The following is a 13,911-nucleotide window of genomic DNA, read 5'->3' as shown; positions in this document are numbered from 1 at the left end:
ACGTCACTTCGACGAGCGCAGCGAGGCGAGCGGCCAAGGGCCGCCGGCGCGTTGCGCCGCCCCCGCGGAGGCGGGGAGCGAAGCGACCTCGCCGCGAGCGTATAATATGTTTCAATCGCTCACAGAACGCCTCTCGGGCGTCCTCGATAAGCTCACCCGCCGCGGCGCTCTGACCGAGAGCGACGTCGTCGAGGCGATGCGCGAGGTCCGCCGCGCCCTGCTCGAAGCCGACGTTGCGCTCGATGTCGTCAAGGACTTCACCGAGAAGGTCAAAGCCAAGGCCGTCGGCGCCGAAGTGCTGCGCTCGGTCACGCCCGGCCAGATGGTCGTCAAGATCGTCAACGACGAACTTGTTGCGATGCTCGGCTCCGACGCACAGCCGATCGATCTGCACGCCGCTCCGCCCGTCGGCATCCTGATGGTCGGCCTTCAGGGCTCGGGAAAAACCACGACGACCGCCAAGATCGCCTATCGCCTGACGAACCGCGATCGCAAAAAAGTTTTAATGGCGTCCCTCGACACCCGCCGCCCCGCAGCACAGGAACAGCTCCGCGTCTTGGGCGAGCAGACGGGCGTCACGACGCTGCCGATCATCGCCGGGCAGACGCCGCTGCAGATCGCGCGCCGTGCCGAAGATGCCGCCAAGCTCGGCGGCTATGACGTCATCATCTACGACACCGCCGGTCGCGTTACCGTCGACGAAGAATTGATGGATGAAGCTCGCGACGTCAAAACCGCGATCCATCCGCACGAAGTTCTTCTCGTCGCCGACGCCTTAACCGGCCAGGACGCCGTCAACACAGCCAAAGCCTTCGATGGCCATATCGGCATCACCGGTATCGTGCTGACGCGCGCCGACGGCGATGGCCGCGGCGGCGCCGCGCTGTCGATGCGCGCCGTCACCGGCAAGCCGATCAAGCTCATCGGCGTCGGCGAAAAGTGGGACGCGCTGGAAGATTTCCATCCCGGTCGCATCGCCTCGCGCATCCTCGGCATGGGCGACGTCGTCTCGCTCGTCGAGAAGGCGGCTCAAACGATCGACGTCGAAAAGGCGACGAAGATCGCCGAGAAGATGAAGAAGGGGTCGTTCGACCTCGAAGACTTGTCCGATCAGCTGGCGCAAATGCAGAAACTTGGCGGCATGGGCGGCGTGCTCGGTATGCTGCCGGGCGTCGCCAAGATCAAAGGCCAGATCAACGAAGCCGGCCTCGACAAGAGCCTCGTCCATCAGCGCGCCATCATCTCATCGATGACGCCGAAGGAACGGCGCAACCCGAAGATTCTCGACGCCAAGAGAAAGCGGCGTATCGCAGCGGGTTCGGGCACCAAGCCGGAAGACATCAACAAGCTCATCAAAATGCACCGCCAGATGGCGGACATGATGAAGACCATGGGCCGCAACGGCGGCATGCTGAACAAGTTCCTCGGTCGCACGGGCGCCGGTCCATCCGAAGCCGAACTGCAATCGATGCAGGCCGAACTCGCGAAACTCGATCCGAAAGCGCTGGAACAGTTGCCCGACGATCTGAAAGAGCAGCTCGCCAAGGGCATGGCGCCGTCGCCCGGCTCAGGCGGTGGAATGCCAGGCCTGCCACCTGGATTGGGCCGCGGCCTTCCCGGCCTCGGCGGCGGACTTCCCAAAGGTTTTCCAGGTTTGGGAGGCGGAATGCCGAAATTCCCCGGGATCCCCGGAAAGAAAAGATAACCCCGATCACGAACACATTCGATTTGAACAGGAGAAGAAAAGCATGTCGGTAAAAATTCGTCTGTCGCGCGGTGGCGCGAAGAAGCGTCCTTACTATTACGTCGTCGTCGCCCACGGCACGAGCCCGCGCGATGGCCGCTACATCGAGCAGATCGGCACCTTCGATCCGATGCTCAAGAAAGACGACCCGAACCGCGTGAAGCTCGTCGAAGATCGCGTCAAGCATTGGCTCGGCGTCGGTGCGCAGCCGACCGATCGCGTCCTTCGCCTGCTCGATGCCAACGGCTTCGCCAAGCGTGATGCCCGCAACAATCCTGAGAAGGCAAAGCCGAAGAAGAAGGCCCAGGAGCGCGCCGCCGCCGCTGCCGAAAAGGCTGCCAAGGCCGCCGAAGGCGCTCAGGGCGAACAGGCCTAAAAGCGCTTCCATCGTTGCAAAATCAAAAGCCTTCCGGCTCGTCCCGGAAGGCTTTTTTGTTGCACATCGCACTGGCCCGAGTTTTGGACCGTATTCGACTTTAGATAGTAAATTGGTTCTTAAAGTTCGAATTTGGAGCAACCAGCCTTGGTTGACGGTTTTTTCGAAATCATTAGGGCGCCCAACCGGCAGGCGGCGGCGACCAGCCGATTCATTTTGGTCTGCCGTGGTGGCCGTCTGTTCGGTGCCGACCCCAAAGGTCGCGTTTGCACCGGAAAACTATTATTGCAGCCCAAGCGCATCGATCGTCGCTTCGCGCTGCGTGCAACGTACGAAATTCCGCTCAAGCGGCTTTCGGCGCGGCATGATCCATGGCCTCGATCGAGCATTCGGGTTCCGGTCGCAGGTGAAATCGACCCCTCGGCGAAGTCGCAGAACGCCACGGTCTTCGTCGGCACCCGCAAGATCGACATCGAGATAACCTATCTCGGCCCCTTGCCGTCCTGAGCAACGCACGCCATCAAGGGCTTCATGTCCTCATCCCGCCCGACCTCTGAAAAGTCTTCCGCTGAAAAGCCGCATCGCATTCTCGTCGGTGAAATCGGTAGCGCGCACGGCATCCGCGGCGACGTGCTGATACGCAGCTTCACCGAAACGCCGGACGCCATCGCCGCCTATGGACCGTTGACCGATTTGAACGGCAGCAAAAGCTTTTCGCTCCGCGTTGTGCGGGTGACGGACAAAGGCATTGTCGCACGCATCGATGGTATTCCTGATCGTACCGCCGCCGAGCGGTTACGGGGAACCAAGCTCTATATTGATCGCGCTAAGCTCCCCGCAACGAGCGAAAAGGAATTCTACCACGCCGACCTCATCGGCCTTCGCGCCATCGCTCCCGATGGAAGCGTTCTCGGCAAGATCATCGCCGTCCAGAATTTCGGCGCCGGCGATCTCCTTGAGTTGAAGCCTCTCGAAGGCGAGACCGAATTCATCCCGTTTGAAGATCGCTGGGTGCCGAGCGTCGATCTCGACGCCGGGTTCGTCATCATCAACCGCCCGACGCTGACCGAGGACGACGATGGCGATGGTCCTGAAGATGATGGCGAAGCCACCCCTTAGACGGTGACGCCGCGCGCAAGCTTCGGCAAGTCTCCGGTAATGCCCGCCGCTTCCGCGATGATCAGATTTTTCAGGCTCGGGATTCGATCGAGCACGCCCAGCGCCGCGCCACGTCCGGCGCGCAGAACCATACTGTCGATTGCGAACGCGCGATTAAGTCCGTCATACAGCGACGCCGACATCGTCGAATCGAACCGCCGCCAGCGCTGATATTTTTCCAGATGCGTGCCGTTGCCAAAGTCGAGCCCGATCCGTCCGGCATCGGCGAGAATTTCGATCAGCGCCGCCGCATCACGCAGCGCCAGGTTGACGCCCTGTCCCGCGATCGGGTGCACGCCGTGCGCTGCGTCGCCGACAAGCGCGAATCTCGGCGAGATCAGCCGTCGCGGCAGCCGCAGATCGAGCGGCCACGACCGCCGCGGTCCATCGAGCGAGATCGCGCCGAACCGCCCGCCGATCCGCTGGTCGAGTTCTTGCAGGAAGCTCTCATCATCGAGCCCGATGACGCGCGCCGCTTCTTTCTTGTCGGCACTCCACGTGATGCAGGCGCGGTTTCCTTTGAGCGGCAGGATAGCGAACGGGCCACCCGGGAGAAAATGCTGGATGGCGACGCCGCCGTGCGGCAGTTCGAACTTGACGCGCGCAACGATGCCGGTCTGCGGATAGGGCCAGCCGATCGTCTTGATTCCGGCTTTCTCCCTGAGCTTGGACTGCCGTCCATCGGCGGCGATCGTCAGTGCTGCGGCGATGATCGTTCCGTCATTCAATGTGATTTCACCGGCCGCTTCGTCCCAGCGCGCGCTTTCGATCTCGGCAGGGGCAAACCACGTCACCGCGGGATCGGACGCGACCGATCGATAGAGCGCGTTCGCAAGTAAGTCCGCCGGAACAATATAGGCCGCGGGCGCGCCATCATCCGTATGCGCATCATACGTCACGAGCGCCGGGCGAAACGCGTCCGTGAGCTTTAAATCCGTTATCTCGATCGATGTGACAGTCTCGGCGTCGCCGGCAACCGAGTCCCAGATACCGAGTCCGTCGAGAATTTTCTGCGTCCCGCCCCAAAGCGCGAACGCTCGCCCGTCGTCGGCGTGTTCCATTGCCGGCATTGCGCGGTCGATGACCGCGATCCTGATGTCGGAGCCGAACGTCTGCGCCAACCCGCGCGCGACCGCCAGACCCGCGAAGCTGCCTCCGACGATCGCGACATCGAAACTCACCCTGGACATCCCTAGATCCACCATCGCCTTCGGAGTTTCACTTTGCCGCCTCATCCCGGCAGCCTAAAAGGTGCAGAATTTCACCGTCTCGAAGACCCACCCGACTATAGACCCGAAAGTCCGCCATGACATCTCCGCCCCAGTCGCACGTGGCCCTCGCCGAGCTTCTGCAGACCCTGACGCTGGAGCCCATCGAGGACAACCTCTTTCGCGGTCCGCGCGCAAGAGAAGGCTGGCAACGTGTTTATGGCGGACTTGTTCTCAGTCAGGCCGTGGTTGCTGCTGCGTTAACGGTCGACGCCACCCGCGCGATCCATTCCCTGCACGCCTATTTCCTGCTCGCTGGCGATCCCGAGCACGAGATCATCTACGAGGTTGAGCGCATTCGCGACGGCGGCAGCTTCACCACGCGCCGTGTCCGCGCCGTCCAACACGGCAACACGATCTTCGCCATGAGCGCCTCGTTCCATAAGCCGGAGGCGGGCTATGAGCACCAGTCGTCGATGCCGGAGGTTCCACCGCCCGAGGCATTGCCGAGCGTCACGGAGCTCCTCAGCGCCGCCGCGGCCGATCTTCCGGGCGGCATGCACGACTACTGGCGCCGCGAACGCCCAATCGACGTCCGTATCGTCGACGCATCCCGCTACATGAGCCGCGAGCCGAGACCCGCCAAGCAGGCAATCTGGCTGAAGGCCAACGGCCGGTTGCATGACAATTCCTACATCCACCAGGCCGTGCTGGCCTATGCTTCGGACTTTACCCTGCTCGACACCGCCTTGGTGGCGCACGGCAAGCTTCTATTCGACCATGACATCCAGCTGGCGAGCCTCGACCACGCCATGTGGTTTCACCGGCCATTCCGCGCCGACGACTGGCTTCTCTACGTCCAGGATAGCCCCAGCGCCTTTGGAGCCCGCGCCTACTGCCGCGGCGCCGTCTTCGATCGACAGGGCCGGCTGGTCGCCTCGACCGTTCAGGAAGGTCTGATGCGCCCCAGAGAAACCGCATTCCTGCTCAAATAATAAGCAAATTCATTAAATTGCCCATTTTTCGTGCTTATTTTGTAGGCTACGACCAAACGAATTTCGTTCACTTGTAAATTTTTTATTGTCCCATCAATGCGTTGAGCCATCCGTCACGAACTGGCACGCGTCTTGACTCCCTCTACGGGAAGTCTGCGTCCCAGCGTGGGGATGGAGACTGTTTTGATTGAGCACCCGGTCACACCGGACACAAAGAGAAAAGGGGGCCCTATGAAGCTCATTACTGCGGTAATCAAGCCTTTCAAGCTCGAGGAGGTCCGCTCAGCGCTGACTGACCTCGGCCTTCAAGGCATGACCGTTACGGAAGTCAAAGGCTATGGCCGTCAGAAGGGCCATACGGAGATCTACCGCGGCGCCGAATACGCCGTGAGCTTTCTCCCCAAGATCAAGATCGAAGTCGTCGTTCCCGGCGCCCAGGTCGACAAAGCCCTCGCCGCGATCCAGCGCGCCGCAAAGACCGGCCAGATCGGCGACGGAAAGATCTTCGTTTCGCCGATCGAGCACACCGTCCGCATCCGCACCGGCGAGTCGGACGACGACGCCCTCTAAGCTCGCAATTTTCACTGTTTCATAAGTCAATCAGGGAGCACTCAACATGGAGTTTCGAAAGATAGCGCGGTACGCAGGGGTCTTGGGGGCCCTCGGCGCCATTGCGCTCTTGGTGGAGCCTGCGTTCGCCCAGGAAGCGGCCGCTGCACCTCCGCCGCCGGTCCCGAACAAGGCCGACACCGCATTTATGTACATCGCCGCGGTTCTCGTCCTTCTGATGACGGTTCCGGGCCTCGCACTGTTCTACGGCGGTCTTGTCCGCACCAAGAACATGCTGTCGATGTTCATGCAGGTTTTCGCAACCCTCTGCCTCGTCGGCATCATCTGGGTTCTCTACGGCTACTCGATGGCCTTCACCAACGGCGGCGCGCTGAACGACTTCGTCGGCGGCTTCTCGAAGGCGTTCCTCAAGGGCGTCGACTCCACGACCCTTGCGGCCACGTTCTCAAACGGCGTGTACATTCCTGAGTACGTGTACATCGTCTTCCAGATGACGTTCGCCTGCATCACGCCAGGCCTCATTCTCGGCGCCGTTGCCGAGCGACTGAAGTTCTCGGCGATGCTGGTGTTCATGGCCCTGTGGGTCACGTTCATCTACTTCCCGATCGCGCACATGGTGTGGTACTGGGGCGGCCCCGATGCATTCGCAAGCGCTGCGAAGGCTCTCGCTGCTGCAACCGGCGACGCCAAGGCTCAGGCCCAGGCTGCATACGATGCTGTCATGGCTGATGCCGGCATCGGCTTCAAATGGGGTGCACTCGACTTCGCTGGCGGCACCGTCGTTCACATCAACGCCGGTATCGCTGGCCTCGTCGGCGCGCTGATCCTCGGACCGCGCATCGGCTATGGCAAAGAAGCGATGCCGCCGCACTCGCTCGTCAACTGCATGATCGGCGCTGCCCTTCTGTGGGTGGGCTGGTTCGGCTTCAACGTCGGCTCCGGCCTCGAAGCCAACCAGTTCTCTGGTCAGGTCTTCATCAACACCTTCATCGCGACCTGCGCTGCGGCCCTGTCGTGGATGATCGTTGAGTGGATCGTGAAGGGCAAGCCGTCGGCTCTCGGCCTCGCGTCGGGTGTTGTTGCCGGCCTTGTCGCTATCACGCCGGCTTGCGGTTTCGCAGGTGTTATGGGCTCGATCGTGCTTGGCCTCGTCGTCAGCCCGATCTGCTTCTTCTTCTGCTCGGCGATCAAGAGCGCCCTGGGCTACGACGACAGCCTCGACGTCTTCGGCGTCCACTGCGTCGGCGGCATCATCGGCGCACTCGGCACCGGTCTTCTCGTCAATCCGGAATGGGGCGGAGCCGGCATCGCCGACTACACCTCCAAGCCGGGCGAGATGGTCGCTGGCACCTACGACATGGTCGCCCAGATCACGTCGCAAGCGAAGATGGTCGGCACGACGCTCCTCTGGAGCGGCATCGGTTCGGCCATCCTCTTCAAACTGGTGGACATCATCATCGGTCTCCGCCCGTCGGAAGAGAAAGAGCGCGAAGGCCTCGACATCACCGATCACGGCGAGAGCGCCTACCACTACTAAGACTCGATTTTCCGTGGCCTCAACGTAATCGGGGCCACGGACCTCTTATCCTCTCCCGAGCACGCGTCTCCACCTAGACGTGCTCCACTTGGGCCTAGCGCGTTTAAGCGTTGGGCCCTTTTTATTTCGTCAGAGACGAATGGCGATTTTGCTGTTTCGCGGCAGCCGTGAAACGAGCCGGCGCAAATCATTGTCGCGCAGCGCCACGCACCCTTCGGTCGGCTCGAAATTCTTGCGCGCGATATGCATGAAGATGGCGCTGCCGCGATTGCGCACGCGCGGAACGATATTGTAATCGAGCACGACCACGACGTCGTAAAGACCATCGCGTCGCCACAGGTGCTCCGCGCTGGCGGGATAAGGCAGGCTGACGGGCCGATTGTAGTTGCGATCGCCCGGGCAATCGCACCATCCATCATCTCGCCGGATCGGCTTTAGCCGAATGGCCGACCTTGGCCGTGGCCGCCCCTGCCGGTAAAGCAGATAACTGAGCTTGAATTCACCGCGCGGCGTCGCGCTGTCGCCTTCGCGCTTCAGCGCTTTGACGCCCGCGCGCCCCAGTGCGCAAGGCACCTTCAGCGCACCGAATTCCAGGTATCCGCGCCGTGCCGACTGAGAGAGAGCCCTGACGAAGATAAGCGCTGCGGGCTTTCGGCGCCGGTTCGTCGACCGCTTCATCCAAGGAACCGCCATTCCCCTTGCGTGTTTGCTGCGAGACCCTATGTTGCCCGCGCACACGATGCTAGTGTTCCTTGAAAAGAAGGCAAGAAACTGGAGCCCCCGTCCATGAGCACGGCCCGTAAGGTCCTCCTCGTCGACGACGATGAAGATTTGCGTACGTCGTTGAAAGACCAACTCGTCCTGCACGACGAATTCGAGGTTTCCGAAGCCGGGACCGCGAGCAAGGGCATCGAAGCCGCCAAAACCGGTCGTTTCGACTTGGTCGTTTTCGACGTCGGCTTGCCCGACATGGATGGCCGCGAGGCCGTGAAGCTGCTTCGCAAATCGGGTTTCAAGACGCCGATCGTCATGTTGACGGGCAATACCTCCGATGCCGATCAGATCTTGGGCCTCGATGCGGGCGCCAACGATTATGTGCTGAAGCCGTTCAAGTTCGCCGTTCTTCTCGCGCGCATCCGGGCGCAGCTCCGCCAGCACGAACAAAGCGAGGATGCCGTATTTGCTATCGGCAACTACACCTTCAAACCGGCTTCGAAACTTCTGATCGACGAGGCAGGAAGCAAGATCCGCCTGACGGAAAAAGAAACATCCATTCTCAAGTATCTCTATCGTTCCGGCGACAAGGTCGTCTCCCGCGACGTTCTCTTGCATGAGGTCTGGGGCTACAACGCCGGCGTCACCACCCACACGCTCGAAACCCACATCTACCGCCTGCGCCAGAAGATTGAAAAAGATCCCTCGAACGCCGAGCTCCTGATCACCGAAAGTGGCGGCTACAAGCTCGCACCGTGACCGGCAAAGCATGCGCTGACGAATTCGCGGTCGTTTTCACGTGAATCTTTTGCTTTTGAGCGTTGTTCAACCGGCTTCCACAGCCTGGCGCCGCTGCGCGTACTAACAGCGTTTCGTCGGCAACGCCGATTCAGATACGAAAATCATAGTCGCGTCGCGTTGCCTGCCATTGCGCAGGTTCGCGTGTCGCCGTGTTTTGAACAAGCTGGAGTCCTCTCAACGATGGCGATTGATGCCCTCGTACAACCACTGCTGGCGCTGCCGATTTTTCGCGGCCTGACGCCGCTGCAATTGACGGAAATCGTCCGCCGCGCCGAACGCATCATCTATCGGCCCGGCGACGCGCTGACGACCGAGAACGAAATGAGCGATGCCGCCATCATCATCATTTCGGGAAGCTGCCTTCGCGTTGATGATAGCGGCGATCCTTCGCAGAAATCGCGCGGTGAAATCGTGCCCGAAGGCGCAATGATCGCCGAGCTCGCGATGCTGATCGACTTTCCCCACACATCGACGATCATTGCGCAAGGCGCAGTGAAAGCGCTTCGTCTCACGAGAGAGAAAACGCTCGAATTTATGCAAGAGGAACCCGACCTCGCCGAACACTTTTGCGCGATAATCACCGCTCGTCTAAAACTGTTGGCGAATGATCTGAAAGCTATTGCTACCGGCGGCGATGACGCTACGATCTCGCCGCGATTGCAACGTCCGAAGGTTGAACAGACGGTCGTTTCGCAAGCCACCTGACGTAGAATTCGCTCGATAGCTGTCGCTCCTGAGGCCAGCCACGAATTCTGGAGAACAGAATTTTAGATGCGCAAGCAGAAGCTTTAGAAACGGAAGCTTTGCGACCGGAAACTGTGGGACCAGAAACTTTTGGAATTGAGGGGCCTGAAAACGAGGGCGCCCAGTTCCGGGGGGAGGAACTGGGCGCTATGCGCTTGTCGCGCTCGGCACCGGGAGGGAAGCCGGTACCAGAGGCAGCGTCTTCGGCTAGACGGGGGGCACTACCGAATACAGGGTGACGCCGCCTGCATGTCTCTGAGTTAAGCCCAAGCCAGGAAAATTCAATAGGCCCCGAACGGGCGCATCACGAAAATGTGATCAGTTACCCAAACTTATCCACAGGATGGGTATTGCATCGCGTCAATTGCGCAACAGACTGATTTGCTTCGAAAACTCCCTACGGCGTTGCGCTTTTCGGCCAAAGCGATTGAATTTTAAATAAATTTCCGTCCAGATCGTCGGTCTTAACCAATTGAGAAAGCTGGATTCTGGTGTCCTGACCCTGGGCGTCCGTTGTTACCCATTCTTTCAGCTCCATCACCGGCTTCGCTGCCAGGAACAGCTTTATGCGACCCGGAGAATTGGGATCCTTGTCCTCGAGCGTAAGCACGATGAGGTCTTCCGATTCCTGCACTTCCAGGATCTTGGCATCACGCTGAAGATTGACGTCCTCGCGCAGCAGCAGCCTGAACGGCGTTTGATCGAGAGAAACGCGATCCTCGTTGTTGAGATCGAGATCCTGGATCGCGAGGTTCTGGCCATCGGAAACGATGATCTGGCGCGACGGCAGCGCGTAATCGAAGCGGAAGCGGCCGGGGCGTTTGACGAAGAACTTGCCCTTCATCTTCTTGTTGTCGGCATCGACCTGCGTGAACGAGCCCTTGAGGCTCTGCAGAGATTGGAAATAGGCGCTGACCTTGTCGACCAAGGTCTTTTGGTGGGCGTCGAGCGTGATGCCTTCATCGCTGTTGGCGGGCGCGACTTCCCCGGTCCATCCGTTGACCGCCGGCTTCTTCGCAGGCGCATTGACGATGGTGTTCGTCGGCCCATCCGGATCTTGCGCCGTCGCAACGCCTGCAAACGCGAAAGTCATCGCCGTCGCAACGGCGGCTCCGCGCAGAAATTGCCTCATGATTTGTCCCATTCGCGGCCCCCCACAGCCCCGAAGCCCGAATTTGCGGGCCAATCGCACGAGCTATCGTTTCAACGAAGAATGCGTCCAGAACTAGGCGGACCGGACATTGCCTCGCTTTTGGGTAAAGCCAATTGATTACAAGAGGCAAGCAACCGGCGGCGACACCTCGCCACTTATCCTCAGTTTGACCCGGATCGTCAGTCGATCACGACAGTCAGGCGGCATCCGCGCCACGGCGGGACATCAGAATTTCCCGCTTTCCGACCGAGTTGGCAGCGGAAATCAGACCTTCCCGTTCCATACGCTCGATCAGATCCGCGGCTCTATTGTAACCGATCGAAAGCCTGCGTTGCAGGTAGCTCGTCGAGGCTTTGCCGTCTCTGAGGACGATAGCTACGGCGCGATCATAAAGATCATCATCGCTCGCCTCGCGAAGCCCCGTCGCGACCTCCAATGACTCGGGCGCGTCTGTGATGCCGTCGACATACTTCGGTGATGCTTCGCGCCTCAGCGCGTCGGCGAACGCCACGACTTCTTCATCAGACACGAACGCACCGTGGACGCGCACCAGCTGCCCCGCGCCTGTCGAATAAAGCATGTCGCCCTGGCCGAGCAGCTGCTCCGCGCCTTGTTCATTCAGAATGGTTCGGCTGTCGATCTTCGACGTCACCTTGAATGAGATGCGCGTCGGGAAATTCGCCTTGATCGTGCCGGTGATGATGTCGACCGATGGGCGCTGCGTCGCCATGATCAGGTGGATGCCCGCGGCGCGCGCCATTTGCGCAAGGCGCTGCACCGAGGCTTCGACCTCGCGCCCGGCGACGATCATCAGGTCCGCGAATTCATCGACGATGATGACGATGCGCGGCAGCGGCTCGAGATCCATCGTCTGCGTCTCGAAGCGCGCCGCTCCTGTCTTGTCGAAGCCCGTCTGCACCGTGCGCGACAGCATCTCGCCGCGCTTCTTGGCATTGCGCACGCGGTTGTTGAAGACGTCGATATTGCGAACCGACAGCGCCGCCATCCGCTTATAGCGCTCTTCCATCTCGCGCACGGCCCAATCGAGCGCGGCGACCGCTTTGTGCGGATCGGTGATAACCGGCGTCAGCAGGTGCGGAATATCGTTATAGACCGACAGCTCGAGCATCTTCGGATCGATCATCAGCACGCGGCAATCGTCCGGCGAATGCCGGTAGAGCAGCGACAGCACCATGGCGTTGATGCCGACCGACTTGCCCGATCCGGTGGTACCGGCGACCAGAAGATGCGGCATGCGCGCGAGATCGGCGACAACCGGATCACCGCTGATCGATTTGCCGAGCCCGAGCGGCAGCGTCGCCGCATCCGATTTGAAAGTGTCGGCTTCGAGAATTTCACGCAGCAGCACCGTTTCGCGCCGCGCGTTCGGCAATTCAAGGCCAATGGCGTTGCGGCCCGGCACGACGGCGGCGCGGACGCTCGCAACGCTCATCGAGCGCGCAATATCTTCTGCAAGGCCGATCACGCGCGACGACTTGGTTCCACGCGAGGGTTCGAGTTCGTAGAGCGTCACGACCGGGCCGGGCCGAATATCCTTCACTTCGCCCTTGACCCCGAAATCGGCGAGCACGTCTTCAAGCAGCCGAGCATTGCCGCGCATCACGGTTTGTGAAAGTTCCGGCCGCGGCTTCTGCGCGCCCGGCCGCTTCAGCATGTTGAGCGACGGACGCTTCCAGATCGGCTGCGTGCGGGTTCTCGCGATGCCGGAGAGCAGCGCGTTGGCGGCCGCACTCGGCTTCGTGGTTGAGGTTTTCGGAAGGACGTCCCGCGACACCGGTGGCGGTGGCGGCATCATGAGATCGGGCTCCGCCTCACGCGCAGCGCCCGCAGCCGCGGATGCCGGCGCAAAGCGCTTGGCGATCGCCCGGCTCGAATCCTCGGTCGTATCGTCGAAATCGAATCCGCGATCGGCGGCATCGACCGCGCCGCCATCGATAGCGTCGTCATGTGCAGTGTGCGGCACCTGCGTCACGTAATCTTGCGCCATCGGCCGATCGTCGTGCATCTCCGTGTGCCGGATGGCCGCCGACGGCCTGTCAGCTTCGACGTGACGTGGACGAGCGGTGCGCTCTGGATTGAGATCGAGGGTGGGCGTTGGCTCCGCACCGGCAAATGCATCGAGCGAACGATATCCGGTTTGCGCTTCAGCAGGTTCCGGCGTCCGCCCAAACCAGCCCTTGCGTACGCGCTGCGCCCCGGCCGCAAACGACGATCCGACCGCCGCCATGTCGTCGAGCCGTCGTTTGCTCGACGCATAACGCATGCCCGAGCCGAGCGAGCGCAGGAACGCTTTCATCACGGTCTCGAATTCGAAGCCAATCGCTTTGCCGCTCGTATGAACGGCCGCGGCAAGCAGTACGATCCCCGCCGCCAGCGGCGCCCGCTCTTCGTTGAGCATCGAGAACAGCTTGAGAATCAGGTGGTAGACGCCGTCGCCGAGCAGTCCGCCGTATCCGTGACGCAGCGGCCATCCGCTCAAAACCGGAAGCGCCGAGATCGCACCCGTCAGCGCCAGAATGGAAAGCGGATAGAAGCCGAGCTTGACGCGGCCGTCGGCGACGCGCTCCGACCTCAGCATCTCGATGCCCCAGACCACCGGTGCGATCAGCCCAAGCGCCGCACCGAAGCCGAACATCTGAAACAGAAGATCCGAAATGATCGCACCGACCGGACCGCCGAAATTATGGGCGGGCGTCGTCGTCGTGTGCGTCAGGCTTGGGTCTAGCGCCGACCAGGACACGAGGCTCGTCCAGATGAGCAGCGCCAGGCCGAGCAGAACCATGCCGCTCAAACGGCCTAGCCAGCTCAGCAGACGGTCCTCCATGGACTGCGGCAATAGCCGCTGAGGATCGATTCCTCGCGTATCCAGTGACATCGGCGCGAACGTACT

The 13,911-nt window shown here is 61.1% G+C and carries 13 protein-coding genes; 9 read left to right on the top strand and 4 right to left on the bottom strand.

Going from position 1 to position 13,911, the window contains the following annotated elements; all coding sequences use genetic code 11:
- Positions 1-106: 106 nt before the first annotated feature.
- The 4 genes from ffh (at position 107) to rimM (ending at position 3,239) form a co-directional block, all read left to right on the top strand.
- Positions 107-1,705: a signal recognition particle protein gene (gene ffh, locus QM780_RS14835; protein WP_415071215.1), complete on the top strand. Its 1,599-nt coding sequence runs from the start codon at positions 107-109 to the stop codon at positions 1,703-1,705.
- A gap of 43 nt (positions 1,706-1,748) precedes the next feature.
- Positions 1,749-2,120 (top strand): 30S ribosomal protein S16, encoded by a 372-nt coding sequence (gene rpsP / locus QM780_RS14830; RefSeq protein ID WP_415071214.1) that lies wholly within the window; start codon positions 1,749-1,751, stop codon positions 2,118-2,120.
- Positions 2,121-2,267: 147 nt separating this feature from the next.
- Entirely contained in the window at positions 2,268-2,627 is a 360-nt protein-coding gene (locus tag QM780_RS14825; protein WP_415071213.1) for a hypothetical protein, read from the top strand.
- Positions 2,628-2,651: 24 nt separating this feature from the next.
- Positions 2,652-3,239 (top strand): ribosome maturation factor RimM, encoded by a 588-nt coding sequence (rimM, locus tag QM780_RS14820; RefSeq protein WP_415071212.1) that lies wholly within the window; start codon positions 2,652-2,654, stop codon positions 3,237-3,239.
- Here rimM and QM780_RS14815 read toward each other — a convergent pair.
- Positions 3,236-4,468: an FAD-dependent monooxygenase gene (locus QM780_RS14815; RefSeq protein WP_415071211.1), complete on the bottom strand. Its 1,233-nt coding sequence runs from the start codon at positions 4,466-4,468 to the stop codon at positions 3,236-3,238. The two genes, rimM and QM780_RS14815, sit on opposite strands and share 4 nt — an antisense overlap.
- A gap of 116 nt (positions 4,469-4,584) precedes the next feature.
- Here QM780_RS14815 and tesB point away from each other — a divergent pair, with 116 nt between their 5' ends.
- The 3 genes from tesB (at position 4,585) to QM780_RS14800 (ending at position 7,588) form a co-directional block, all read left to right on the top strand.
- Positions 4,585-5,481, top strand: a complete 897-nt coding sequence (gene tesB, locus QM780_RS14810; RefSeq protein WP_415071210.1) for an acyl-CoA thioesterase II — start codon at positions 4,585-4,587, stop codon at positions 5,479-5,481.
- Positions 5,482-5,712: 231 nt separating this feature from the next.
- Positions 5,713-6,051 (top strand): P-II family nitrogen regulator, encoded by a 339-nt coding sequence (locus QM780_RS14805; RefSeq protein WP_013950212.1) that lies wholly within the window; start codon positions 5,713-5,715, stop codon positions 6,049-6,051.
- A 46-nt stretch (positions 6,052-6,097) separates the two neighbouring features.
- Positions 6,098-7,588, top strand: coding sequence for an ammonium transporter (locus tag QM780_RS14800; protein ID WP_415071209.1), 1,491 nt, complete (start codon positions 6,098-6,100; stop codon positions 7,586-7,588).
- A gap of 129 nt (positions 7,589-7,717) precedes the next feature.
- Here the strand turns inward: QM780_RS14800 and QM780_RS14795 are convergent, their stop codons facing one another.
- Positions 7,718-8,281 carry a L,D-transpeptidase family protein gene (locus QM780_RS14795; protein ID WP_415071208.1) on the bottom strand — a complete coding sequence of 188 codons (564 nt, stop codon included), beginning with the start codon at positions 8,279-8,281 and terminating at the stop codon, positions 7,718-7,720.
- A gap of 93 nt (positions 8,282-8,374) precedes the next feature.
- On the opposite strand from QM780_RS14795, the gene QM780_RS14790 reads away from it, so the two are divergent.
- Positions 8,375-9,061, top strand: coding sequence for a response regulator transcription factor (locus tag QM780_RS14790; RefSeq protein ID WP_415071207.1), 687 nt, complete (start codon positions 8,375-8,377; stop codon positions 9,059-9,061).
- A 222-nt stretch (positions 9,062-9,283) separates the two neighbouring features.
- Positions 9,284-9,808 (top strand): cyclic nucleotide-binding domain-containing protein, encoded by a 525-nt coding sequence (locus QM780_RS14785; protein ID WP_415071206.1) that lies wholly within the window; start codon positions 9,284-9,286, stop codon positions 9,806-9,808.
- Between the two features lie 436 nt (positions 9,809-10,244).
- Here the strand turns inward: QM780_RS14785 and QM780_RS14780 are convergent, their stop codons facing one another.
- Together QM780_RS14780 and QM780_RS14775 are read right to left on the bottom strand one after the other, a co-directional pair.
- On the bottom strand, positions 10,245-10,979 hold the full coding sequence (locus QM780_RS14780; RefSeq protein WP_415071205.1) for a LolA family protein: 735 nt from the start codon (positions 10,977-10,979) through the stop codon (positions 10,245-10,247).
- A 217-nt stretch (positions 10,980-11,196) separates the two neighbouring features.
- Complete coding sequence (locus QM780_RS14775; RefSeq protein WP_415071204.1) at positions 11,197-13,896, bottom strand: DNA translocase FtsK; 2,700 nt, start codon at positions 13,894-13,896, stop codon at positions 11,197-11,199.
- Positions 13,897-13,911: the final 15 nt, after the last annotated feature.

The organism is Hyphomicrobium sp., from assembly GCF_047600905.1.
GTDB lineage: Bacteria > Pseudomonadota > Alphaproteobacteria > Rhizobiales > Hyphomicrobiaceae > Hyphomicrobium_B.
Note: the sequence above shows the minus strand (reverse complement) of the source record. Positions and strands in the feature narration are given on the sequence as shown.

Coding starts and splice junctions, on each gene's coding strand:
- QM780_RS14790 (WP_415071207.1), top strand. CDS start 8,375: ATGAGCACGGCCCGTAAGGTCCTCCTCGTCGACGACGATGAAGATTTG.
- rpsP (WP_415071214.1), top strand. CDS start 1,749: ATGTCGGTAAAAATTCGTCTGTCGCGCGGTGGCGCGAAGAAGCGTCCT.
- QM780_RS14805 (WP_013950212.1), top strand. CDS start 5,713: ATGAAGCTCATTACTGCGGTAATCAAGCCTTTCAAGCTCGAGGAGGTC.
- QM780_RS14795 (WP_415071208.1), bottom strand. CDS start 8,281: ATGGCGGTTCCTTGGATGAAGCGGTCGACGAACCGGCGCCGAAAGCCC.
- ffh (WP_415071215.1), top strand. CDS start 107: ATGTTTCAATCGCTCACAGAACGCCTCTCGGGCGTCCTCGATAAGCTC.
- QM780_RS14815 (WP_415071211.1), bottom strand. CDS start 4,468: ATGTCCAGGGTGAGTTTCGATGTCGCGATCGTCGGAGGCAGCTTCGCG.
- rimM (WP_415071212.1), top strand. CDS start 2,652: ATGTCCTCATCCCGCCCGACCTCTGAAAAGTCTTCCGCTGAAAAGCCG.
- QM780_RS14800 (WP_415071209.1), top strand. CDS start 6,098: ATGGAGTTTCGAAAGATAGCGCGGTACGCAGGGGTCTTGGGGGCCCTC.
- QM780_RS14775 (WP_415071204.1), bottom strand. CDS start 13,896: ATGTCACTGGATACGCGAGGAATCGATCCTCAGCGGCTATTGCCGCAG.
- QM780_RS14780 (WP_415071205.1), bottom strand. CDS start 10,979: ATGAGGCAATTTCTGCGCGGAGCCGCCGTTGCGACGGCGATGACTTTC.
- tesB (WP_415071210.1), top strand. CDS start 4,585: ATGACATCTCCGCCCCAGTCGCACGTGGCCCTCGCCGAGCTTCTGCAG.
- QM780_RS14785 (WP_415071206.1), top strand. CDS start 9,284: ATGGCGATTGATGCCCTCGTACAACCACTGCTGGCGCTGCCGATTTTT.